The 24,043-nt window shown below is 54.5% G+C and carries 15 protein-coding genes; 4 read left to right on the top strand and 11 right to left on the bottom strand.

All coding sequences use genetic code 11. The features are described 5' to 3' along the window. Positions 1–325 precede the first annotated feature (325 nt). The 3 genes from F4V61_RS13350 to F4V61_RS13340 all read left to right on the top strand — a co-directional run bounded on the left by F4V61_RS13350 (position 326) and on the right by F4V61_RS13340 (position 3,943). Entirely contained in the window at positions 326–1,225 is a 900-nt protein-coding gene (locus F4V61_RS13350) for a LysR family transcriptional regulator (protein WP_024132094.1), read from the top strand. A gap of 61 nt (positions 1,226–1,286) precedes the next feature. Beyond that, complete coding sequence (gene yhjD, locus F4V61_RS13345; RefSeq protein WP_000191283.1) at positions 1,287–2,315, top strand: inner membrane protein YhjD; 1,029 nt, start codon at positions 1,287–1,289, stop codon at positions 2,313–2,315. Between the two features lie 305 nt (positions 2,316–2,620). Next, positions 2,621–3,943: an MFS transporter gene (locus F4V61_RS13340; protein ID WP_038397434.1), complete on the top strand. Its 1,323-nt coding sequence runs from the start codon at positions 2,621–2,623 to the stop codon at positions 3,941–3,943. Positions 3,944–4,045: 102 nt separating this feature from the next. Here F4V61_RS13340 and F4V61_RS13335 read toward each other — a convergent pair whose 3' ends face one another. Beyond that, positions 4,046–6,106, bottom strand: coding sequence for an AsmA family protein (locus tag F4V61_RS13335; protein ID WP_058344925.1), 2,061 nt, complete (start codon positions 6,104–6,106; stop codon positions 4,046–4,048). A gap of 110 nt (positions 6,107–6,216) precedes the next feature. Next, positions 6,217–6,984 carry a cyclic-guanylate-specific phosphodiesterase gene (gene pdeH / locus F4V61_RS13330; protein WP_000595632.1) on the bottom strand — a complete coding sequence of 256 codons (768 nt, stop codon included), beginning with the start codon at positions 6,982–6,984 and terminating at the stop codon, positions 6,217–6,219. A 227-nt stretch (positions 6,985–7,211) separates the two neighbouring features. On the opposite strand from pdeH, the gene F4V61_RS13325 reads away from it, so the two are divergent. Continuing rightward, a complete protein-coding gene (locus F4V61_RS13325; RefSeq protein ID WP_000037589.1) occupies positions 7,212–8,141 on the top strand; it encodes a sugar kinase in 930 nt (309 codons plus the stop codon). 51 nt (positions 8,142–8,192) lie between these two features. Here the strand turns inward: F4V61_RS13325 and F4V61_RS13320 are convergent, their stop codons facing one another. The 9 genes from F4V61_RS13320 to bcsR form a co-directional block, all read right to left on the bottom strand. Continuing rightward, on the bottom strand, positions 8,193–9,680 hold the full coding sequence (locus tag F4V61_RS13320; protein ID WP_001163175.1) for a M16 family metallopeptidase: 1,488 nt from the start codon (positions 9,678–9,680) through the stop codon (positions 8,193–8,195). 220 nt (positions 9,681–9,900) lie between these two features. After that, a complete protein-coding gene (gene dctA / locus F4V61_RS13315; RefSeq protein WP_000858225.1) occupies positions 9,901–11,187 on the bottom strand; it encodes a C4-dicarboxylate transporter DctC in 1,287 nt (428 codons plus the stop codon). A 157-nt stretch (positions 11,188–11,344) separates the two neighbouring features. Beyond that, on the bottom strand, positions 11,345–13,351 hold the full coding sequence (gene hmsP / locus F4V61_RS13310; RefSeq protein WP_001266341.1) for a biofilm formation regulator HmsP: 2,007 nt from the start codon (positions 13,349–13,351) through the stop codon (positions 11,345–11,347). A gap of 159 nt (positions 13,352–13,510) precedes the next feature. Then, positions 13,511–17,053 (bottom strand): cellulose synthase complex outer membrane protein BcsC, encoded by a 3,543-nt coding sequence (bcsC, locus tag F4V61_RS13305; RefSeq protein WP_080160965.1) that lies wholly within the window; start codon positions 17,051–17,053, stop codon positions 13,511–13,513. Beyond that, a complete protein-coding gene (bcsZ, locus tag F4V61_RS13300) occupies positions 17,035–18,144 on the bottom strand; it encodes a cellulose synthase complex periplasmic endoglucanase BcsZ (protein ID WP_080160979.1) in 1,110 nt (369 codons plus the stop codon). The genes bcsC and bcsZ overlap by 19 nt, the downstream gene beginning before the upstream one ends. Positions 18,145–18,147: 3 nt before the next feature. Then, positions 18,148–20,442: a cellulose biosynthesis cyclic di-GMP-binding regulatory protein BcsB gene (gene bcsB, locus F4V61_RS13295; protein ID WP_080160964.1), complete on the bottom strand. Its 2,295-nt coding sequence runs from the start codon at positions 20,440–20,442 to the stop codon at positions 18,148–18,150. A 10-nt stretch (positions 20,443–20,452) separates the two neighbouring features. Next, positions 20,453–23,077: a UDP-forming cellulose synthase catalytic subunit gene (gene bcsA / locus F4V61_RS13290; RefSeq protein WP_001275336.1), complete on the bottom strand. Its 2,625-nt coding sequence runs from the start codon at positions 23,075–23,077 to the stop codon at positions 20,453–20,455. Further along, positions 23,074–23,826 carry a cellulose biosynthesis protein BcsQ gene (gene bcsQ, locus F4V61_RS13285; protein ID WP_000986110.1) on the bottom strand — a complete coding sequence of 251 codons (753 nt, stop codon included), beginning with the start codon at positions 23,824–23,826 and terminating at the stop codon, positions 23,074–23,076. Before bcsQ ends, bcsA begins: the two co-directional genes overlap by 4 nt. A gap of 11 nt (positions 23,827–23,837) precedes the next feature. After that, on the bottom strand, positions 23,838–24,026 hold the full coding sequence (gene bcsR, locus F4V61_RS13280) for a cellulose biosynthesis protein BcsR (protein ID WP_000282620.1): 189 nt from the start codon (positions 24,024–24,026) through the stop codon (positions 23,838–23,840). Positions 24,027–24,043 lie beyond the last annotated feature (17 nt).

The raw sequence follows: 24,043 nt of genomic DNA, 5'->3' as shown, positions 1-24,043 counted from the left end.
AAATATAAATTGGCACACCATGTTAAAAAATAGTCAGTCAGCCACGATAACCGAACGACAAGTCAAATACACTACCGTCTATGCACGCGCATTCTCCGTCCCGCCACCCCGCTTTTATCGACGCTTTCTACCGCCATCGTCTCGTTTGACGGCTGTTTGACGCTGCAACACCTGGCTGGAAGGGGATAAACCCGACGCGCAACGTTATCAAACGTATCAGTCACACGGACAATGATTGCGAAAGCGCCTATTAGATGCTAGAAAATCAATAAAATCGGCCGTTTAAGCGTCACTGTTTCAATAAAAATAATAATAGAGCCTGATGATGGATAAAATATATGCAATGAAATTGTTTATACACGTGGCGGAACGGGAAAGTTTTTCTCGCGCGGCAGAGGAGGTCGGCCTCCCCAAAGGCAGCGTTTCACGGCAGATACAAGCGCTGGAAAATCAACTGGGCACACGCCTGCTTCATCGCACCACCCGACGGGTACAGCTTACTCAGGATGGAATGGCTTACTACGAGCGGGCAAAAGATCTGTTGAGTAACCTGGATGAACTGGAAGGCCTTTTCCAGCCTGACCCAGCCAGCATCAGCGGTAAAATACGGGTAGATATACCGCCGGGTCTCACAAACAGCTTGATCATGCCGCGCCTGTCTACTTTTTTACATCATTATCCCGGCATTGCGCTGGAACTTTGTAGTAGCGATCGACAGGTTGATTTACTACGGGAAGATTTCGACTGCGTGGTGCGTACAGAGCCGCTACACGCGCCAGGGATACTGACACGCCCGCTTGGCAAACTCACCAGAGTGAACTGCGCCAGCCCACAATACCTGGCGCGTTTTGGGTATCCGGAAAGCCTTGACGACCTAGCCTTACATGCGATGGTGCATTATTCATTAACGCCAGGAATCTCTTCACCGGGTTTCTCCTTCGAAACCCCCCACGGTATGCAATGGGTAAAAACCGGCGGAATGTTAACCGTAAACAGTACGGAGACCTGGCATACGGCCTGTCTGGCAGGGCTAGGGATCATTCAGACGCCACGCATTACTGTGCGCGAGGCTTTACGCGCCGGAACGCTCATTGAAATTTTGCCGCAATATCGCGCCAGCCCATTGCCGGTGACGCTGCATTATCCCCATCGCCGTAATCTTTCCCGCCGGGTACATCTGTTTATGGTATGGCTGACTGAGACCATCAACAATGCCGCGTTTTAAGCATCAGCCAGGGAGAAGCTATACTGACATATTCTATTAATGATGAAGGACTACCGACCTGATGACGCAGGAAAATAACGTAAAACGCCCTATTCAGGAACTGGAGCACGATCCGATACAAAAAATAGAAACGCAGCCGCATGACCCGCCGGAAAAAAACGAAAAGGCAAATCAGGCGTTGCATTCCGTTACCACCCTGATGCAAAAAATTCAGCGCCAACCGATGGTGGCCCACCTCATTCGCGCGACCGAACGTTTTAACGATCGATTAGGCAATCAATTTGGCGCGGCTATCACCTACTTTTCGTTTCTGTCGATGATCCCGATAATGATGGTGTCCTTTGCTGCGGCGGGTTTTATCCTCGCATCGCACCCGAATCTGCTGGAAGATATTTTCAGCAAAATATTGATGAATGTGAGCGATCCTACGCTGGCGTCCACGCTTAAAAACACGATTAATACGGCGGTTCAACAGCGTACCACGGTAGGGCTGGTCGGACTGGGTATCGCGCTCTATTCCGGCGTTAACTGGATGGGCAACCTGCGGGAAGCGATTCGCGCCCAGTCGCGGGACGTCTGGGAGCGAACACCACAGGATCAGGAGAAAATCTGGCTCAAATATCTGCGCGATTTTATCTCGCTAATCGGATTATTGGTCGCTTTAATCATTACGCTTTCCATTACTTCCATCGCCGGTTCCGCCCAGCAGATGATCATCTCCGCCTTGTATCTTGACAGCATCGAATGGTTAAAACCGGCCTGGCATTTGATCGGTCTGGCAATCTCTATTTTTGCCAACTATCTGCTTTTTTTCTGGATTTTCTGGCGACTGCCTCGCCATCGCCCACGTAAAAAGGCGCTGATTCGCGGGACATTTATTGCCGCTATCGGTTTTGAAGTGATTAAAATCATTATGACCTATACGTTGCCATCGCTGGTGAAATCGCCTTCCGGCGCGGCGTTTGGTTCCGTACTTGGTCTGATGGCATTCTTCTACTTTTTTGCCCGCCTGACGTTATTCTGCGCGGCCTGGATAGCGACTGCCGAATACAAGGACGACCCGCGAATGCCGGGTAAAACACAACGCTAATCTACGGCTTGATGCCGGATGGCGCGCGTGGCGTCGTCATCCGGCAATACGAACAGGCACATCCTTCCGCCACATCCCATTTTTTTAGTATACAAATCCAATAATTAACTTTTGTTTAACCACAAACCAGTTTTATCATCCAATTTTAAAATTATGTGAAGCATTTCATAGAAGCGAAATTTCTGGCCTAAACATTATCCTCTTTTTGCACATTTTTTGACCACTTTTTGCTTTTGTTACACATTGAAATATGACTTTTGCTGTGCGTAATATGACTATTCGTTCGCCAAAAATAAGAAAATAGTATGCAAGCAACCGCCACAACACTCGACCATGAGCAGAAACATGTACCGGTAAACTCACGCAATAAAGTCCTTATTGCCTCGCTTATCGGTACCGCAATTGAGTTCTTCGACTTCTATATTTACGCCACCGCAGCGGTGATCGTGTTCCCTCATATCTTCTTCCCCCAAGGCGATCCCACCGCAGCAACGCTACAATCGCTCGCCACTTTCGCTATCGCGTTTGTGGCGCGTCCGATTGGATCTGCGCTATTCGGACATTTCGGCGACCGGGTAGGCCGCAAAGTCACCCTGGTGGCTTCGCTGCTGACAATGGGGATCTCAACGGTCATTATCGGTCTGTTGCCAGGCTATGCGACGATGGGTATTTTCGCGCCGCTGCTGCTGGCGCTGGCACGTTTCGGCCAGGGGCTGGGGCTGGGCGGCGAATGGGGGGGCGCGGCGCTACTGGCGACAGAGAACGCGCCGCCGCGTAAACGCGCGCTGTATGGCTCCTTCCCGCAGTTGGGCGCGCCAATCGGCTTCTTTTTTGCCAATGGCACCTTCCTGCTGCTCTCCTGGCTACTGACCGATGAGCAGTTTATGAGCTGGGGCTGGCGCGTGCCGTTTATCTTCTCGGCGGTACTGGTGATTATAGGCCTGTATGTGCGCGTGTCGCTGCATGAAACGCCGGTGTTTGCGAAAGTAGCCGCGGCTAAAAAACAGGTGAAAATTCCGCTGGGTACATTGCTGACGAAACATGTTCGCGTGACCATTCTCGGCACGTTTATCATGCTGGCGACCTACACACTGTTCTATATCATGACCGTCTATTCCATGACTTACAGCACCGCCGCAGCGCCGGTGGGGCTTGGCTTGCCGCGTAATGAAATACTGTGGATGCTGATGATGGCGGTGATTGGTTTCGGCGTGATGGTGCCCGTCGCCGGCCTGCTGGCGGATGCATTTGGCCGTCGGAAAAGCATGGTCATCATTACCACGCTTATCATCCTCTTCGCGCTGTTCGCCTTTACTCCGCTGCTGGGTTCAGGCAATCCGGCGTTGGTGTTCCTGTTCCTGTTGTTAGGTTTGAGTCTGATGGGGCTGACCTTCGGCCCAATGGGGGCGCTACTGCCGGAACTGTTTCCGACAGAAGTGCGCTATACCGGCGCGTCGTTCTCCTACAATGTGTCATCGATTCTGGGCGCTTCCGTCGCGCCGTATATAGCCACATGGTTGCAAAGCCACTACGGGCTGGCAGCGGTAGGGGTTTACCTGGCGTCAATGGCGGCGCTTACGCTGATTGCGCTGCTGTTAACCCATGAGACGCGTCATCAGTCGCTGTAATAGGGCGTTACCGAATCGCGCTACGTTTATCCGGCCTACGATGCGGGCATTACGTAGGCCGGATAAGACGCTTTGCGTCGCCATCCAGCGATACATGGCACGTTACTGCTTCATCTGCGTTAAAATCGTTCGACACTGATTGGCTTCGCCTTCAGACGGTGAGATTAGCGCCAGTAGCGCGGCGGCGGGCGTCACCAACGTCGCCAGCGCTGCCGCAACCGCGCCGCGCGCAATCAGCGGGCCGGGCTTCACGCCCGCCTGCGGATTTTTAAATGTCCCACGCACGTAAAGCGGCGATCGCAACGTGATAATGCGAATCCCTTTACTTTCCGGATCAATGGTTAAATCGATCTGTTCAGAGGCGAAACTCGCCGTACCGGTCACATTAATCAACGCATTTTCAGTATCGAAAGCAAAAAGTTGCGGTCGTGCCACGCCGTTCGCAATATTGAGGTTCGCCGCCGCGCAGTTGACCCGCACTTCGTCATCGCCAAAAATCTGCCCGACAATATAGTTGCCGACGTTCAGCCCTACGATCTCCATCAGGTTGCGGCTAATCAACCCGTCATTCATCAACAATTTGAGATTACCGTTACTGTTGCCAAGCAACGCGGCGACCGAATTGCCCGTACCACGAATATCCGCATCGCCGTTCAGTTCGCCAAGCGTTTTCTGCATCAGCTCCACATCCGGCATCAGTTCTTTAAGTTTCAGTCGACGCGCCTGGATATCCGCCCGCCCCTGCATCGGCTTTTTATTCCCTTCCAGATGAATATTGGACACAATACTGCCGCCTGCCAGACCAAACTTCAGCGGCTGTAAACGTAAGTCGGCGTTTTTCAGAATGATATGGGTCGAAAGATCGCTAATCGGCAGACTACCGCCATGCTCAATACGCCGACCTTTAAAACGGACATCGGCGTCCATGACATCCCATTTGTCGGTTTCGAAGCGATCGTAAGGCAACACTTTATCCGCTGGCTGAACACTCTTCTCCCCTTTATGCTGTTCAGAGCGTTTCGACTGCTCAGCGCCTTTCCCGGAATCCACGCCAATCAGCGGCCCAAGGTCCGCCAGTCGCAACTGGCGCGATTCGACATCGCCTGCCAGCTTAGGGCGTGGTTTACCGGTGGTATAGGTGAGAGAGCCGTGGATATCACTGTCGCCGATACGCCCGTTAAAGCCGCGATAATCAAATACCGACGACTTTTCGGCGTCAATTTTCGCCACCAATCGCCCATCAGTTTCAAACGGCGGCGTATCCGGCAGCAGCACGCCGGTTAAGTCATATAAATCGCCCAATGAATCACCGGAGAATTTAAGCCGCAGATCGACGCCGCCCATTTTCATCGGTTCGTTCACTACGCCGCTGAAAGCCACCCGCGTATTGCCAGAGCGGAAATCGGCCTGTACGGGAAAAGGCGTACTTTCGCTGCGTAGCGCCAGCATACCGCCTATTTTTCCCGTACCGGTCAACGGTTCCCCGTTATAACGTCCCTGCGCTTTCAGTCCGAAGACATAGTCACCTACGCTGGTTTTATCCTCTTTGCCTTTCGTTCCCGTCACCTCACTGAACGGCAACGGTTTGCCTAACGGATCGATCAGAATAGTGATATCCGCTTTGCTGACCTTATCATCGATCGCGATTCGCCCCTGGTCGAAGAGAATATTATCCAGCCGGAAGGACCAGGCGGAAGGTTTAGCATTGGGGTCCAGGTTCTCGTCCTGTGCGAGGTTAAAGGTCCAGTTATTGGTTTTCCCGGACAGGCGAATAAGACGCGCGTCGGGTTGCACCAGTTTGATCCACGGCAGCCAGACGGTTTTGGTCAGTAGCGCCAGAGGGGCAATCGTCGCTTCAACGCGCGGCAGATGCACCATCGTCACTTCAGGAATATCCGGCGGATTGCCGAGAATGATGTCTTCCGCGTGGACATGGGGCCACGGTACCCAGCTTCGCCAGCCGGTCTCCTGTTTTTGGCGTTCCCACACCACGCCTAAATCACCGCGAATAGCGAAAGGCCGGTTCAATTCGGTAGAGACTTTCTGGTTGATGGTCGGTTTGAGGCGGTTCCAGTCAAATGTTGCGATCAACACAATCACTATGACGATCAACAACAAGAAAGTCCCTGTAATAGCGGCGGTTATTTTGCCTGCTTTAGTCATCTGTTATTTCCTCACGTCTTCCCTTGCCTGTCCTAAAGATAGTCCAGCCAGACGAAAAAGGAGGATGACCGCGCCTCGTAATACCACGTATTACGGGGAACAGTCTGGCGTTACAGGGTCAGAATCACCTCTTCGAGCGATATCAGCGGCACGGGTCGGGAAAGGAAATAGCCCTGGGCGGCAAATGCGGGCGAGCGCTGTACATCACGCCACTCTTCCAGCGTCTCCACGCCTTCGACAATAATGCCGCGGCAGTAGCGGTTCATCAGTTGCAGCAGCAGAATAAACAGGTTTCGCCCTTCCGGCGTCTGACGCAGCATGACGAACAGATCCCGCGCCACTTTAATGTAGTCATACCGGACTTCACTCAGCGCCGAAAAGTTGGCCATACCAGTACCAAAATCATCCAGCCATAGCGGGCCGAACTCACACATCGAGGCGAAAGAGGAGTCTTTTGGCAAACGAATATGTTCGACCAGCTCGAAACGCAGCCAAGGTAAGCGCTCCATCGTTTCCAGAATGTCCGGCTGTCGTCGCATGGCAATCAGCGTAGGGCCGTCGACATTGACCGATGCCAATAAGTGATGGCGAGTGAAAAAATCTGTTTTTTGTTCAAGCTGATGAAGTTGCTCTTTCACTACTTCAATGCGGTGTTGGACCGCTAATTCCGCAAAATAACGATCCGGGGCAATACGTCTGGAAGGGTTATCAGGATGGGTAACGATTGTCAGAAGTTCTACTGCCATCAGACGACCATTCGTCTGATATATCGGCTGGTAAGTATAGGCACGCTCGCATTGCAGCCAATAGCGCCGTTCCTGCAAGTTTTCTATACCTGCATTAGGGACGCTTAACTGCTGGATAACCTGCTTTATCATCTCAGTTGTCCTGTTAATGGGAGTGTGACTGTCCGGACTCGTCAAAGGTTATCGGCGTTCAGGAAGAGAACTTTACCCCAGGTCCCCGGCAAATAAAAACCGTCATGAAAATCTCTCAGTAATACGTCATTGCTCAAAAAAATAATGGAACAACGTTTTAATATTATTGACCACTAAACATCCACAGCGCACACTAACGCTAATTTTTACAGATCAGGTTCACGACTATGTCTAAAAAGATTGCCGTGATTGGCGAATGCATGATTGAGCTGTCGCAGAAAGGCGCTGATGTTCAGCGCGGATTCGGCGGCGACACGTTGAATACCTCCGTTTATATTGCCCGTCAGGTCGATTCTGCCGCCTTGACTGTTCACTATGTGACGGCACTGGGTACCGACAGTTTCAGCCAACAGATGCTGGATTCATGGCAGGGAGAAAACGTCGATATCTCTCTGACACAACGTATGGAAAACCGTCTGCCAGGCCTCTATTACATCGAAACCGACGACACTGGCGAACGTAACTTCTACTACTGGCGTAACGAGGCGGCGGCGAAATTCTGGCTGGAGAGCGAGCAGACTGCGGCTATCTGCAAAGCGCTGGCGTCCTTCGATTATCTCTACCTGAGCGGCATTAGCCTCGCGATTTTAAGCCCGGCCAGCCGTGATAAGCTGCTGTCTTTATTGCGTGAATGCCGCGCCAACGGCGGAAAAGTGATTTTTGATAATAACTATCGCCCGCGTTTATGGACAAGCCGCGAAGAGACGCAGCAGGTCTATCAAAAGATGCTGGAATGCACCGACATCGCCTTCCTGACACTGGATGATGAAGACGCGCTATGGGGTAAAAAACCGGTGGAAGAGGTCATTGCCCGCACCCATACGGCAGGCGTACACGAAGTCGTGGTAAAACGCGGGGCGGACTCTTGCCTAGTTTCGACTCAGGGCGAGGCGCTCGTTGACGTTCCGGCGGTAAAACTCCCGAAAGAGAAAGTGATAGACACCACTGCCGCAGGCGACTCCTTCAGCGCCGGTTATCTGGCCGTTCGTTTAACGGGCGGTAGCGCGGCGGATGCCGCGAAACGCGGGCACCTGACGGCCAGCACGGTGATTCAGTTCCGTGGGGCGATTATTCCGCACGACGCGATGCCGCAGTAAGTATTTGCTTTTGCCCGGTGGCGCTGCGCTCCCCGGGCATAAAACAACAGGTTACTGCGCTGTCGGAATGTCCGACACTTCCGGATGCGCCTCATCCGTTTCAACAGCGGCGGCAGTCGCGGGGGCCATAATTTCATCCCACGTCGCCTTTAACGCCTTCATATTAAACTCCGGCTCGCCTTGCGGCTGTAGCAAAATTAACGCCATCTCCTGCGATAGCTGTTGGCGTAGATTCTGATTGAGCATATCGACGGTCAGTCTGTTGAGGAAATTCTGACGTAGCTTCTGATACTGCTCCGGCGCGATATCCACCACCTGATTCTGCAGCGAGCGCATACGCTGCCCAATCAATATGTTGGTATCGGTACGGGCATAAGTGGCGAACAACTTTTGCAGTTCGAGATTCTTTTGCGCCACCAGCGCAGTAAACTCCTCTTCCGACAGCCCCTTGTCGCGTACTTTCGCCAGTTCATTCGCCACCAGGCTCAAATTGTTATTGAGCTTATCATTAGGGGATTCAATATTGATGGCGCACTGCGCGCGCAGAAACAGAACCCGGCAGTCAAATCCCAGACCAATATCTTTCGCGTTATTTTTAGTTAACTCCTGCTGGATATGCCAGAACAGCGCTTCTCGCGCCAGATCCGCCTGCCAGTAGCGCAACAGCGCCGCCGATTCGCGAATCGGTTGCCACGGCGTATCCCACATAATGGATAGGCGATCCTGGCGTACCGCATCAGTCATAATGCTCACCGATTCCGCCCGCAACGGCGAAAGCGTCGGCACCGGGGCAGGCGTTTCACGTTTACCTTTCAACGTACCGAACGTTTTATTGATCTGCTCGGCGACGGAGCGTGCATCGATATTGCCGACAATGATCAGCGTCATTGCGTCCGGGGTGTACCATTTTTCATAGAAAGACTGAATCTTAGCTGCATCTACCGGCTGCTTTAACGGTTCCGCAGGATCGTGTCCTAATAACGCCGACCCTTTCAGCCGGTAACGCCACCATCCCTCTTTAGTATCTGCCGGCCACGTCGCGACCATATCTTCGCTGCTTAACGCATGATTTACCGTCACTGGCGTAATGGTTAATTTACCGGAAATGTTGGCCAGATAAGTCAATGCTTCTTTCAGCAGGTCGTTACGGTTATTGGGTAAACTGAGGTTATAGAGCGTGGAATCATAAGAAACAATAACGGGCGGCATGGGACGTTTAGGATCAACCCCCTGCTGCCATAAAGAACGTGCCTGCGCGGCGTCCAGACCACCGCTTTGCGTCAGCGCGATACGGGGAATCGCATGGCTGAATCCGCTCTGTTGCGTACTTTCGGTGAGCGAACCGGTATTAACCTGCAGACGAACTTCAATACGATCGCTGGGGCGCTGGGGCGTCGCCAACACTTGCCAATGTAACCCATTAGCCAGTGTCCCCTGCTGCCATGCCGGATCGGGCTGGAGCGCATCTGCCTGCACATAGCCGGCAGAGGCCAATATCAACAGACTGCCCGCTAAGAGTCGAATTTTTGTGCCCTGCATGTGAACCCCTGATCAACAATCCTGGTAATAAAAAGACAGCCCCGACAGAGGATGCCTGAATATGACGTAAAAACACTTCGTGTTAGACCGCAAGAACCTAAAAATGTCGCGGAAGAAGTGAAATAATCCCTAAGCATCATGCTGTATGCTTTGGGCACAGGGGTCAATTATGCGCAAACACCCGCAGTCCTGGAAGGGACTACGGGCATAAGTGGCGAGATTAGGATGAAATTTCGTGCGTTTTGCCATCCGGCGCACGATTATTAAGCACATCGTCCAGTTTTTGGCGATCTAACTCTTTCACCCATTTGGCAACCACTACCGTCGCCACGCCATTACCCACCAGGTTAGTCAACGCGCGCGCTTCGGACATAAAACGGTCGATACCGAGGATTAACGCTAGCCCCGCAACCGGTAAATGGCCCACGGCGGAGATAGTCGCCGCCAGCACGATAAATCCGCTTCCGGTCACGCCCGCGGCGCCTTTTGACGAGAGCAGCAACACGACCAGCAACGTTATCTGGTGGAAGATATCCATATGACTGTTGGTCGCCTGGGCGATGAACACCGCCGCCATCGTCAGATAGATAGAGGTGCCATCAAGGTTGAACGAATACCCCGTCGGGATCACCAGTCCAACCACCGACTTACGGCAACCCAGTTTTTCCATCTTATCGAGCATACGCGGCAGAGCTGACTCGGAAGAGGAGGTGCCGAGCACAATCAGTAATTCTTCACGGATATAGCGAATAAATTTAAAAATGCTAAAGCCCGTTACCCGTGCAATCGTCCCCAGCACCACCACCACGAAAAGAATACAGGTGATATAGAAGCAGATAATCAACTGCCCCAGTTGCACCAGAGAACCGACGCCGTATTTACCGATGGTAAAGGCCATCGCGCCAAATGCGCCAATCGGAGCCAAGCGCATGATCATGTTGATGATGCCGAAAATAACCTGCGAAAAACTCTCAATCACATTGAAAATTAGCTGACCTTTACTGCCCAAACGGTGCAACGCAAAACCAAACAGCACCGCAAACAGTAAGACCTGCAGAATATTGCCGCTGGCAAACGCGCCGATCACGCTGCCCGGTATGATATCCATCAGGAAGGCGATAATGCCCTGCTCCTTGGCCTGCGCGGCATAAACGGCCACGGCCTGCGCATCCAGCGTTGCCGGATCGACGTTCATCCCGGCGCCAGGTTGCACAACGTTGACGATGATAAGACCGATAATCAACGCAATCGTACTGACAATCTCAAAGTAAAGCAGCGCTACCGCGCCGGTACGGCCCACCGCTTTCATGCTTTCCATGCCTGCGATGCCCGTTACGACAGTACAGAAGATGACAGGAGCGATAATCATCTTAATGAGCTTAACGAACGCGTCGCCAAGCGGTTTCATTTGTGCGCCCAGTTCAGGATAGTAATGGCCAAGGAGAATACCAATAGCGATTGCTGTCAGGACCTGAAAATAAAGACTTTTGAACAGAGAGGTTTTCATAGAGTGTCCTTGAAGTAAAAACCACAGGTCTTGTAAGGTTATGAGTAACCTGCGGCCCTAAAATAACACTCACACAACATGACAGAAATGCACTCAGATCATAATTGAAACAAAAATGTTAAGAAGTTTGAGCTGGCTCGCACAAGCGTAACCTTTTTTAACTTTTGTAATCAGGATTTACGTGCGGCAGATACCGTTCTTCAAAAAGATCCGCGGGAACGGGACGGGCAAACAGGAAGCCTTGCGCCACGTCGACCCCAGCCTGTTCCAGCCACGCGCGCTGCGCCTCGTTCTCCACGCCCTCGGCTATCAATTGTAAATTAAGACTGCGGGCCATCAGGATAATCGCCGTCACCATATTGTGATCATCTGGTAACCCATCGACAAACATTTTATCAATTTTAAGGATATCCACCGGTAGCGACTTCATGTGCTGTAGCTGGCGCAGCCCCGCGTAACCCATACCAAAATCATCCAACGCGATACGCACGCCTGCATTACGTAACGGACGTAAGATGGCGACAGCAGCGTGCGGATCGTCGATGCGGCGGCTTTCCGTGACTTCAAGGATCAGAGTACCCGGTTGAATACGATAGCGGCTTAACAACTCAAGCAGCTCCGATACCATGCCAGGGTGCATCAGTTGTAACGCGGAAAGATTGACGGAAAGCGGCAATATCACGCCTCGCTCCTGCCAGGCGGCAAGCAGGCGACAGGACTCTTCCAGCACCCAATAACCCACCGTGACCATCAGACCACAGGACTCAATACGCTCAATCAGCCCCTCCGGTAATTCCCAGCTACCGTCCGGCTGCTGCATACGTAACAAGGCTTCGGCGCTTAATACGTTGCCGCCGCGCATCCCGACCTGCGGCTGTAGCCAAATCGCGAATTGATGGTTATCCAACGCGGTAAGAATATCGCTCTCTTCGGTAAGGCGCTGTTGAGCGGCCTCCATCTGCGCCGGATCAAAGAACTGAATCTGATTTTTCCCCTTTCGACGCGCGGTAAACGCGGCAGAGACGGCGCGACCATAAAGCTGTTCGGCGGTCAGATCGCCATAATACATCGCGATACCAATACTGCAGCTTGGGCGCAGTTGAATACGTTGGATGGGAAGCCGCTCATTAATGATAGTGAGTATTTGCTGACCTAAAGTGATGGCGTGCCACGGCTCTTTTACGCCGTGGGCGATAATGGCAAAGTCATAACCGCTGACCTGCGTAAGCACCATACGCGGCGCCAGCACCGACTTCAGCTTCTCAACCAGCGTCAGCAAGAGAATCTCCCGCTGCGTCTCTTTCAGAACGCCTGCCGTATCACGCAAAGTTTCACACGTCACGATGATAAGCGCGGTGGTCTGTTGGCGAGTAGCAACCTGTTCCAGCAGCCCCATTAAAAAGGCTTTATTGGGCAGATCGGAAACCGGAAACCGCATCGCGTTGTCCGTTTGCTCCGCGCTTTGACGCTGCATAAGCTGCTGGTTGAGGTTATAACTACGCACCAGCATTCCAATCTCATCGTCCTGATGCAAACGCGGCAACGCCAACTGATGTCCAATCAACTCCTGCTGCGGAATGTCGTTCAGCTCGCGGGCGATTTTACGCAGCGGATGCACGATCAGGCGGTTTACGCACCAGGCGATCGCCACCGTCAGCATCAGCGACAAAAGTAAGTAAATGGTCACTAACGTAGAGAGCGCGCTCATGACGAACTTATACATGCGGTACGAATCCGCCTGCAATACAAGGTAAGCCAACGGTTGAGGATTGGCCGGTCGCTCCAGCGAGTAAACCGGCAGAGAAATTTGTACCGGTAGTTCGAACAGACGCGTCACCATAACCGGGACGGGACGTTCAGGGATAAAGCGCTTGCGCAACGCCTGAAATTGATTTGGCAATACCACATCGGCGCGACTCACTACGCCCGCAGGTTTAATACTTTCCAGAATGGTTTCCGCGCCGGGGAGATCCGCTTTTAAAATAGCGGAAGAAAGGGGTTCCCGGACAGAGCGCGCGATGCTTTCCAGTTGCGTAGCCGTGTTGTAGCGGTTCTGCTGTACCAGATGGAATAGCAGAACAGTACAAAAGACAAAAATAAACACCATGACAACGGCCGCAACCATTGCCATCTGTTTAATTGTTAACGAGCGGCTGACGCGCAAATTGACTCTCCATGGATATCCCGGACTGCCGCCTGAGTATACCCGATTGCAGCGGCATTAAGAGAGGCTGTATCTGAAAAGGACTTTTCTGAATAACGATTAATTATAGCGCCTGATGGCGCTGCGCTTATCGATGCATAGATAGGCCGGACGCAATGATTACCAGTCGGCATAAGGCACCAGAGGCTGCGGCGGTAAATCCATATCCCCCTGCCAGCCTGCCGCGGAATAACGGACATACAGCAGTAGATGACTTGGGGTATAGTCTTTCGCCTGCTGAATATCGACTGCCGTACCAATAAACCAGTTGGCAGTAACCCGGCGTTCAATGAGCGCCCGCGCGGTATAACCAAATCCCTGGCTGCTGCCGCCGCCGTTGGTCTGGTCACGCGCATCCTCCTGATAATCCGCCGGGATCAAATTCATCAGCGGATAACGCGGCATGGTGCGGGTACGGGAGTGCGACCAGGATACCGAGCCGCCTAATTCCCACGACCAGTTTTCCGTGCGCTGCCGCCACATCACCGGCACCGCAAACGACAGATACTCCTGCGGGCTATAATAACCGCCCTGACCCAACGAGTAACCGCTCAAATCCTTATCGTAATGCCAGATCATATTATTCAGCCCGACGGTAACGCGGCGGTTATTCTCGTTAATCACCTTATAGTAATAACCGGTCATCCAGCGCACGCGCCAGTTATCTTCCACATTTTTACCACTCAACTGATCGCCGCTTAGCGACGCCCAGACACCGTTTGCTTCGCCTTTATCATAGCTGAGACTGACGCCGCCGCCGTTGGCCCGCACGCCGCCCCATTTGGTGCCGGTATTACTGCTGGCATCCTTTTGCCCGCCAAACGCCAGCAGCGAACTGGAGATCGGGCGACGGTGCGCGTTCAGGGTGTAACCCAACGGCCCGATATCGTCGCTATAGCTGACGCCGCCGACCACATCGACGACATTAAAACCCATCGGCGTCGTGCCGATATCCCAGCGCCAGGTCTCGTTCTGCCAGCCGACCGCCACGCTCGCGCCCGTATCGGCCTGGCTACGGTGTCCGCTGCATTTCTCCAGCGTACAGGTGCCCCAGTTATTATCGTATTTCCCGTCCGCATCCGTAGAGAAGTGACCAACATCCATATTGACCATATCAGTACGAAAGAACGCCCGCCCGTCCGACCAGGGCGCATCCACCTGAAGCATGGTAGTATGCGCTTTCAGATCGGAGTAGCCGCCAGTACCGCTCGATCCCCAATAATCGTGCGCCAACGTAACATTGAGATCCTGCTGACGGTACAACTCCGCCGCATCGCTACGCACGCCGCGTTTTAACCAGTCATCTTTTTCATCGTTGCGCGTCAGGCGGGTAAAAGTATCGTTATTCTGTGGACGAACCGGCGTAATCGCCGCCGCGACCATCGCATCTTTGTAGGTTTCCAGCGCTCGCTGCGGCTCGCCTGTTTGCGCCTGAAAACCGGCGGCGTCACGCAATACCATCGCGCTTTCCATTGATGGCGGCTGTGCTTTTGCCTGCGGCGCAATGCGGTTGAAGGTCCGCGCCGCCGCCGTGATATCGCCAAGCTGGAGCTGCGCCAGCGCGACGCGGCGCTGCATGTTAATAGAGGTGATTTGCGACGCAGGCAGCGCCGCCAGTTTAGCGCGCGCCGCGGCGTTATCGCCCTGTGCGATGTCGATTTCCACCCGCCCCAGCATGGCATCGACATTACCTGGTTCACGCGCCAGAACGGCGTCATAAGCGGCGCGAGCCGCCGCATTATCGCCACGCTGCTGCGCCCAGTCCGCCAACGTTAACGCAATGCGCGTAGAGGGCGGCTGCTGACGTAACAACACTTCCGCTTCGCGTTCTTTGCCGCTATCGCGCAAGCGGTTAGCGCTTGCCAGAGCCTGGTTACTTTGTAATCGGCCCGCCAGTTCCTGAATATTGCTGTTCCACTGGCTGGTTGGCAGGGTATTGAGATGCGCCAGCGCCGCCCGGTCCCGATCGCTGCCGGAAAGATAAAGCCCATAAGCATAGACCTGTTCCGGATCGTTTGGCTTCTGCTGCGCCAGAGAGCGCATTTGCGCATCGGCCTGGGCGTGCTGCCCGGCCTGCCACAGATCGCGTGACAGTCGGTACGTTACCCACACGCTCCCCGGATCTAATGCCAGTCGACGACGGTGCAGTTCTGCGGCCTGCGTCCATTTGCCCTCGCTTTCCAGCGTTTCCGCCTGCTGCGCCAGACGGTCATTTTCCAGACTGCGTTCGATATCGTCGATACTGCGTCGCTGGCTGGCGGAAAGAGAAGCGATAAACGCAGCGGCTTTTTGCGGCGACTGCTGACGATAGAGATTCGCCAGCCCGCGCACGGCATTAGTATTGCTGCTATCCATACGCAGCGTCTGCTGATAATAACGTTCGGCGGCGGCGTTATCTTTGCGCGCCATCGCCACATCCCCCAGCCCCAGCACCGCGTAGCTGTCGGTGTTATCCACCGCTCGCGCCTGCTGATAAAAACGCTCCGCCTGGGCCAGATTATTCGCTTTTAAGGCAGCGTCGCCCTGCTGAATTAACAGCCAGTAGCGATTGACCTTCAGCAGACTCTCCCACTTATCGCGGCTGCTGCTGTGCGGCGCCATCGCCAGCGCTTTTTCAAACTGCGCGACGGCGCGGGCGCGATCGCCGCGCTGTGAGTAGGCCTGCCCCAGCGCGCCGACTGCCTCGCTGTCGTCCTGCCGGGCGCTCACCGCCTGCTGCAATTGCGCAATGGCTTTGCCGCCTTCTCCGGCATTAACCGCAGCGATACCTTGCGTTCGCGCGCGAAATGCCGGGTCGGCCAACTGTTTTTGCTGCTCGCCAAGCTGGGTACGGGCGGCAGCCACACTATCGCCTTCGCTAAACTGCGTCAGATAGTCTTGTAACGCTTTTACGCTGGCATCGCTAACCGGGAGATCTTTTATCTGCTGATACCAGATGGCGGAGGCCGCGCCGCGTCCCGTACTGGATTTCGCCATCTGTTTTAGCACCGCGAATCCCTCATCGCGCCGCCCGCTGGCGAACAACAGTTGCGCCAGCGCATTTTGCAGAGCGTTATTACCCGGACTGACGGCATTGATTTTCTGTAGCTGTTTAATCGCTTCGTGACGGCGGGCGGGCAATTTCGCCACGGTCGTCCAGTATTCAACCGCCATTTCGCCCTCCGGCGGATAACCTTTAAACAGCTTATCGTAGCGGGCGATCGCTTGTTCAGTATGGCCGGTCGTCGCCAGTAAACGCGCCTCCTGCAAAGCCTGCCGTCCTTGCGGCGTGGAGAGCAGCATCGCGGTGCGGGAAGATTGGTACGCCGTTGAATCCGGCGCCAGTTGCGCCAGCCGGTCAAGCAACTTCTGCGCCCCGTCGCTATCTCCCTGCCGCAGCAGATAACGAAAACGGGCGGCGATGACCTGCGGATCATTCGGGTCGATTAGCTCCAGGCGATAGAGCGACTGACGGACTAAGTCCTCACGATGCGTGGCCTCTCCCAGCCGAACCTGCTCCAGCAACTGTTGCTGCGCGGAGGTCGCCGCGCCGGCAAGCGGTGTTAGCGCAATACCAAGCGATAAACCCAACAATGCCCGATAAACGCCCCTTTTACCGGGTAAGGCATTTCTACCGCCATCCGGCAAAAAGAGTTGCATGAGACTTAACGTGAACTTACGCATTCCTGGCCCCAGTCAGGTAATAATTCACCTTTAACGGTGAAGCGAAAACGGTGCTGATCCCATCCTTGTCCAAAGAGAGTCAGTACATAGTTGTAATAGGCATCGCTGCCAGGGAAATGGTCTGCGACCCGCTGCCGCTGCACGGCCTGGGCATCACGGTTTTGCAGGAAGGGCAGCAAGGCGGCGGAAAATCCGACCGGCCCCGTCCCCTGTGCGTTACCGCTGGCGACATCGACTTTCTCCGGCGGAACGCCGTTTTTCATCGTCAATGTCGCCATCGGTTTAAATTTCGCCAGTAAACGCGCTTTTTGCGGATCGCCGTCATGCATCATTCCCGCCCACAAATAGACGCGAATCGCATCGTAGCTACTGATAAGCGTTTTTTCCGCTTTCAACTGCCAACCCTGCTTTCTTTCATAACGCACCCAGTCCGGCGAGAAACCTTTCGGCGCGGTTTCCAGCAAAAGCCGCAAATTGGTTTCCCGTAGCGTCGACCACGGCGCGCCAAAACGGCTGAAGTATTGCGCCAACTGCGGCGGCAGATAGCTTGGGTTAAAACGCCAGCTATTCGCCTCGGCAAAGCCGATTTTGCCAGGTAGCAGCATTGAGCCCAGCCCCGGCACATTCACGACCTCTTCACGGGCGATGCGTTTTAGCAACGCCGAGCCCACCTCGGTATAACGCGTCTCTTTCCACAGACGACCGGCCTCCAGCAGCGACCATGCCATCCAGATATCGCCGTCGGACGCGGAGTTGCTGTCCAGCACCGACCAGGTGTCGGGATCTTTTTGCCCCCATAGCCAGGCGGGCAGATGTTCACGTAGCGATCCCTGCGCCAGATTGTTTTGCGTCCAGTTAAACAGTTGCGCGAACGCCGGTCGATCGTTCGCTGCCAGGGCAAAGAACATGGCGTAGCTTTGCCCTTCGGAGGTGGTAATTTTTCGCGCATCGCCCGGATCGATAACGCGCCCCTGCGGGCTGATGTAATCTTTCTTGAACTGTTCCCACGCAGGCCAGCTACAGGCCGCCTGCGCATTTATTGCCATCAGCATGACGATAATCGTTATCCATCCGCGCAGCATAGTCATCATGCATTACTCATGGTCAGAGTCGAGACGGCGGCGACTGAGAATACGTAGCAGACGCCACAATACCCACGCCAGTAATACCACACTGAGGGCCGCCAGTACCGCCAGCAGCACCGGGTGATTCGCCAGCGCATACCACAGCCGCTCAAACCACGGCAGGTGTCCGACGTAATAGATATCGCCAACGCGCAGACTGTGAACGCCGGACTCGCGGATCACCGCCACGGAACCAAACATCGCGGCGCGTTTACCGCTGTCATTCACGGCGTCGTTCAGTAGCTGGTAGCCGCGCGGGCTGTCAGCCAGCAGAGCAATCACGCTGCGCTGATCATTAAACGGCGACTGGAAGCCCACCACTGCCGCCATCGGGCCGCTGGCGGTGACGGTGGATTGCGCATCCGCCGCGCGATCGGCTTCATCCGGCATAATCGGCGGGAAAGCCGTCTGGCGCATCGGGGTTTTTACCCAGCTTTGTGTCGCCTGCACCAACAGATCGATACGCTTATCGTCTTTTAGCTTGTCCGGAATAGCGCCAATAATCAGCAGATCGGCGTCTTTGTCGGCTATCTGAGCGCTATCATCGGTGATTGTCAGATTAATTGCCGGGAAACCGGTCTGCCCGCCAATAGCGCCGACCGTATTCAGCAGCGTTTCCATTTGCGCTTCGGTTGGGGTCTTCGGCATCACCGCCAGCGTGTCAGACAGGTCGGCCATCCGGCTGAACGGGAAGCCGGCATTGGCGAACGCGCGTAGATCCGGCATTGCGATAAAGTGGTAATATTTCGAAAAATCGATAGTGGAGTCATCCCCTATCACCACATGATTCTGTACCGGCTGGAAGGTGATACAGTTATCCACCGACCCGCCCGGCATTGGATTCATATACTGGAAGTCAAAACGTAGCTGGTTCATCGCCCCCAGTTTTAGCGCCGGAATCGACACATCCGTTTTACCATCCAGCAACCCCTGAAGTACCGGCAAGCGCAACAGGAGTCGATTAGTTTCCTGCGTGCTGCTAAGGCTAAAAGCTTGCAGGAACTGGTTGTTCAGGCTGATATCCAGCCGCGAACTGTCTTTGGTCGGCGGCGAGGTATAACGGTAGTTGAGATCCATATCAATACCGTTGCTACGCAGCAAATAGAGGTCCGGCGGCAGATTCAAAGAAACGTTGATGGGCGCCGGCTCCAGCCCACTCGACTGGAGCTGCTCTTCATAGGTTTTCAGCTCGCCAAAAGTGACCGGGCGATCGGTACGCACCCAGTTCGGCGCATCATACGGTTTGCGCGCCAGCAGCGGTTTTACATCGTTGACCACCACGCTGGAACCACGGAAGAGAATATTCCCTTGCGCGATACCTTTTGCCGCCTGCAACAGATCTTTATCATCACGACCAAACACGACCAGCAACTTCACATACGGATTATCCGGATGGCTCATCATCTCGATAACCGGCGCGTTAACCGCAGGATGATCGCGCAGGAAATCGGGGCGTCGATCGTTGGTGGCGAACACGATCGCATTGCGATCCGGCAGGTGATTATACAACACCGGGAAGCGCTGACCGCGCCAGCCCGCCCGCGAGCCAAACCAGGACGCGACAATAGAAGCCGCCTGCTGCTGCGCCAGATCCGGCACGTCAGCAAACACCATCGGCAACGTCACCGGACGGTTATCCCGCGGATCGAAAAACGGCACCGGGAAGTGGGACAGATCGTTATTCACCGCCAGCATGCTATAGGTCAGATCCAGGGCGCTATTTCGCCCGATATCCAACCACAGAGTACTGCTGGCCGGGTTTTCACATACATCGCGATAGTGGCCGACGAACTCCAGCCGCACCCGGTTAAAGTCGGTAATAAACAACGGATTGATAGGTACCTGCGCCAGCGTCTTTTTCCCCAACTGCTCTTTTGTCACCGGCAGTACGCCCATCAGTTCATCATTGAGATAAACCTTGAGCTGCGACTGAACCGGCAGGAGCGACGGCGAGGGCGTATATTCCAGATTCAGCACCGCTTTCGACGCCACTTCATCGCTGCGCATACCAAATTCAATGCCGCCGTTAGGGTTAACGCCACGCAGCGCCATACTGCCCGGCGGCGGCGCGATTTGCGCGAAGGTCAGCTTGACCTCGCGCGAAGGCGCGGTTTGCGCCACGACTGGCGCCTGATTTGCGGGCGCAGGCTCGGTGGGTTCAGCATTTATCAATGGCGGCGTAGCAGGCGCCGCCGCCGTCATGAAAGCGGGAAACGCGCTTAATCCTATTACCGCTGCACAAATCCAGGACAATTTTCTTTTCATCGCATTATCATCATTGTTGAGCCTGAGCCATAACCCGATCCGACGGCTGTATCGCCGCTTGCCGCTCCGGGCGACGCGGAATAAACGATACAATCCAGGCAATTAACGCCGTCAACGATCGGAAAATTACTTTTACTGAAGGCGGCGCGAACTCCGCGAGATGGCGATAGCCGCGGAAGCCCAGCTTCAGAATATCCAGCAAGCTTTCCAGCGGCTTATCTTCCGGGAAGCTATCTTGCCAAAGCGCCCACGTATCGGCGCGAGCGAAAGTACACTGAACAAAATCAATATGTTGTTTGGTGGTGAGCGGCATCAGTTGCAGCCCGACCTCATTGCCCGTTACGCGCACCACCTGCGTTGGAAAGACATACTCCTGCTGCCCGCGTTTAAGCAACAGGTTCACTTTCTGTCCTTCCAGCACCTGCGCCTGACCATTGATCTTGATGCCTAACCCGCCATCGGAGAAGTCATGCACGGTACAGGAGAACAAATGGCCATCTTCGCGGGCGATGGCCCCAGGCATGGCAATCTCTACCCGATGCGCACGCCTGACCTGTTTACTTTCTACCGAAACCGCAACCGCGCCGCCGAGAATGACCAGGTTGTAGAAGACCCACACCAGGCTAACGATGACGGTCAGCGTTTCATTTTCCGGCCCGTAATAGTATCGCCATACGCCCGCCGCCACGCCGAGCAGGTTAAGCAAGACAAGGAAGATATACGGACGCGAGATGACCCAGTCGACGTACTTCTCTTCCACCAGCCCGCCTTTCGCCGTGACGTTAAATTTCCCTTTGTGCGGATTGATCAACGCGACCAGAGTCGGCGGCGCGATATACCATGCCAGTACCGTTTCATAGATTTCGCTCCAGAAAGAGTGACGATACTTGCCCTGAATCTTCGAGTTAGTCAGGCTGGCGTGGATCATGTGCGGTAAAACAAATAGCGCAATCATCAGCGCAGGCGCATAAATGATATAGGCGTGCAGCAGCAGAAAAGCCAGCGGCGCGGTCAGAAAGATCAGGCGCGGAATGCCGGACAAGAAATGGAACATCGCATTGAGGTAGCACAGCCGCTGCGCCAGTTTTAAGCCTTTACCAAACAGCGGGTTATCGAGACGGAAAATTTGCACCATGCCCCGCGCCCAACGAATACGCTGCCCGATATGCGCCGACAGGCTTTCCGTCGCCAGCCCCGCCGCCTGCGGAATGCGCATATACGCTGAGGTATAACCTCGCCGGTGCAGCCGGAGCGAAGTATGCGCATCTTCCGTCACCGTCTCAACGGCGATACCGCCAATTTCATCCAGCGGCTTACGGCGAATCACCGCGCACGATCCGCAAAAGAAAGTGGCGTCCCACATATCGTTACCGTCCTGCACCAGTCCGTAAAACAGCGTGCCTTCGTTAGGCGTTTTACGAAAACGTCCCAGGTTGCGCTCAAACGGGTCCGGGGAGAAGAAATGATGCGGCGTCTGCATCATCGCCAGTTGTTTCTCTTTCAGGAACCAGCCCATCGTCATTTGCAAAAATGAGCGCGTCGGCACATGGTCGCAGTCGAAGATCGCCACAAACTCGCCTTTCGCGTGTTTTAGCGCATTGTTGATGTTGCCGGCTTTGGCGTGTTCATGCGTGGCGCGGGCAATGTAATGCACGCCAACGTGGCGGGCAAACTGACGAAATGATTCACGCCCGCCGTCATCAAGAATCCAGATATTCAGCTTGTCTTTCGGCCAGTCAATGCCCAGCGAGGCGTAAATGGTATTTTTTACAACGTTAAGGTCTTCGTTGTAGGTCGGCACAAAAATATCCACCGTCGGCCACTGCGACATCTCCTTCGGCAACGGCACCGGTTGACGATTCAGCGGCCACACCACCTGGAAGTACCCCAGCACCAGCACAATCCAGGCGTAGGTTTCCGCGAAGAGCAAAATCAATCCGCACACCAGACTTACCGGGTCGTCCCAGTTTAGCGTCGAGGTATAACGCCACCAGATATAACGACAGGAGACCGTCAGCGACAGCACGATGAGCATCAGCGCGGAAAACCGTCCCGGCATACGTCGTACCAATAGCGCAACGCCCCACAGCAACACCAGGAAGATAAATTGCGATAGCGGGTTAAATGGCTGGGTAATACAGATCAGCGCCAGTATCAGCGAAAAGGTGACGATAACGCCGAGAATAAAACGTCGGACGCCGTTGCTAAGATGTCCCAGCTCTTTTTCCTTTTCCAGGTGCGTTGTCTTTTGGCGCACCCGTTCCGGTAAGGTATCCATCCATTGATGGTAACGTCCCCGAACGCCCTGCAAGCGCGCAAATGACCGCCAGCGCGGTTCATGACGTTCTTTAGCCGACGAGATCATTACCAGCCAGAGGGTCTGAATGAGATATCGAGCCGGGTCCAGCGGGCGCGGGCGGGCGGCGTTAATATGCGGATAAAGCGCTTTATGCCCGGCGCGAATACGCTGCCAGCGCGGATGCTCAAGCGGAAACACTATCCACGCCAGAATCGTCCACAGGCAGCCGAGCGCTGCGCTAAATGGCGACGCGCCGTGGCGGCGGTAACCCTGATAGCGCTCGCTCAAACGCGCGCTAACCGGCGGGATAAGCAGCCACCGGGAAAGGGCGCTCATAACGGGCTCCCGGCGGACGTTTTGTCGCCCGCATCGTGCAACAGGCACCAGTTCGCCAGCGTTAACACCTCTTCGGCGGCCAACGAATCGCTGCGATATTCGCCTAACGGTTGCTTCGACGCCATGCACTCCGCCATCGCTTCATCGCGATGGATCACGACAGGCAGTAATCGGCGCTGGCTTTGCAGCCAGACCTGGTACAGATCGTCCTGTAACTGGCTGCCGATACGTAAATCATTGATCAGAATATGCGCTCCGGCAGGCAACGCCTGTTGATGAAGGCGAATATGGCAGTTGGCGTCAACCCGGGCTATCGCCAGCGTATGGTCGCAGAGGCTCACCAGCTGCCGTGTCAGTGGTGACGCGCCGTAGGGTAAGTCCAGTAAAATCCAGCTATAACGCCTGCTCGCTTTCAGCGCCTGGATAGCAGATCCGATCTCTCCCAGCGTCTCCTGCCAGGCCTGCGGATTTTCCCGCTCTTTCGCGGTGAGCTGTCCAAACGGCAGCAGATCAAGCTGCGAGGTATAACGTAACCCGGCATCACGCCAGTCCTGGCCGTCCAGCAACGATCGCGCCCAACCGCCCTGATGGACGAAGTCGACGTTAAACGACATGCGCAGCAGGTTATCGGGGCTGGCGTCAATCACCAGGACATTTTCCCCTAAGATTTGTAACGCCCAGGCGAGTGCTGAGGTGATAGATGTGGTTCCCACCCCACCGCGCACGCCCTGCAATCCCAGAATCGCCATTCATGGCTTCCTTAATGTTGTTGCGCAAATTCAGCCAGGAGCGGCCATCTTTTAATCGCCGTCGCCAACTGTTCGCGCTGGGAAATATCGGTATAATCTATTTCAGGTAGTGAAAACGCTTGGCTTAATGCCAGAAAATCATTTTGAAAAGTGTAGCCCAACGTTGGATCGGACTGAGCGCCAGGTTCATTGTTATACATTCTGGTTGCTCCCTTTT

Origin of the sequence: Salmonella enterica subsp. arizonae (assembly GCF_008692845.1) — a bacterium.
GTDB lineage: Bacteria > Pseudomonadota > Gammaproteobacteria > Enterobacterales > Enterobacteriaceae > Salmonella > Salmonella arizonae.
This window is presented reverse-complemented; position numbering and strand designations above follow the sequence as displayed.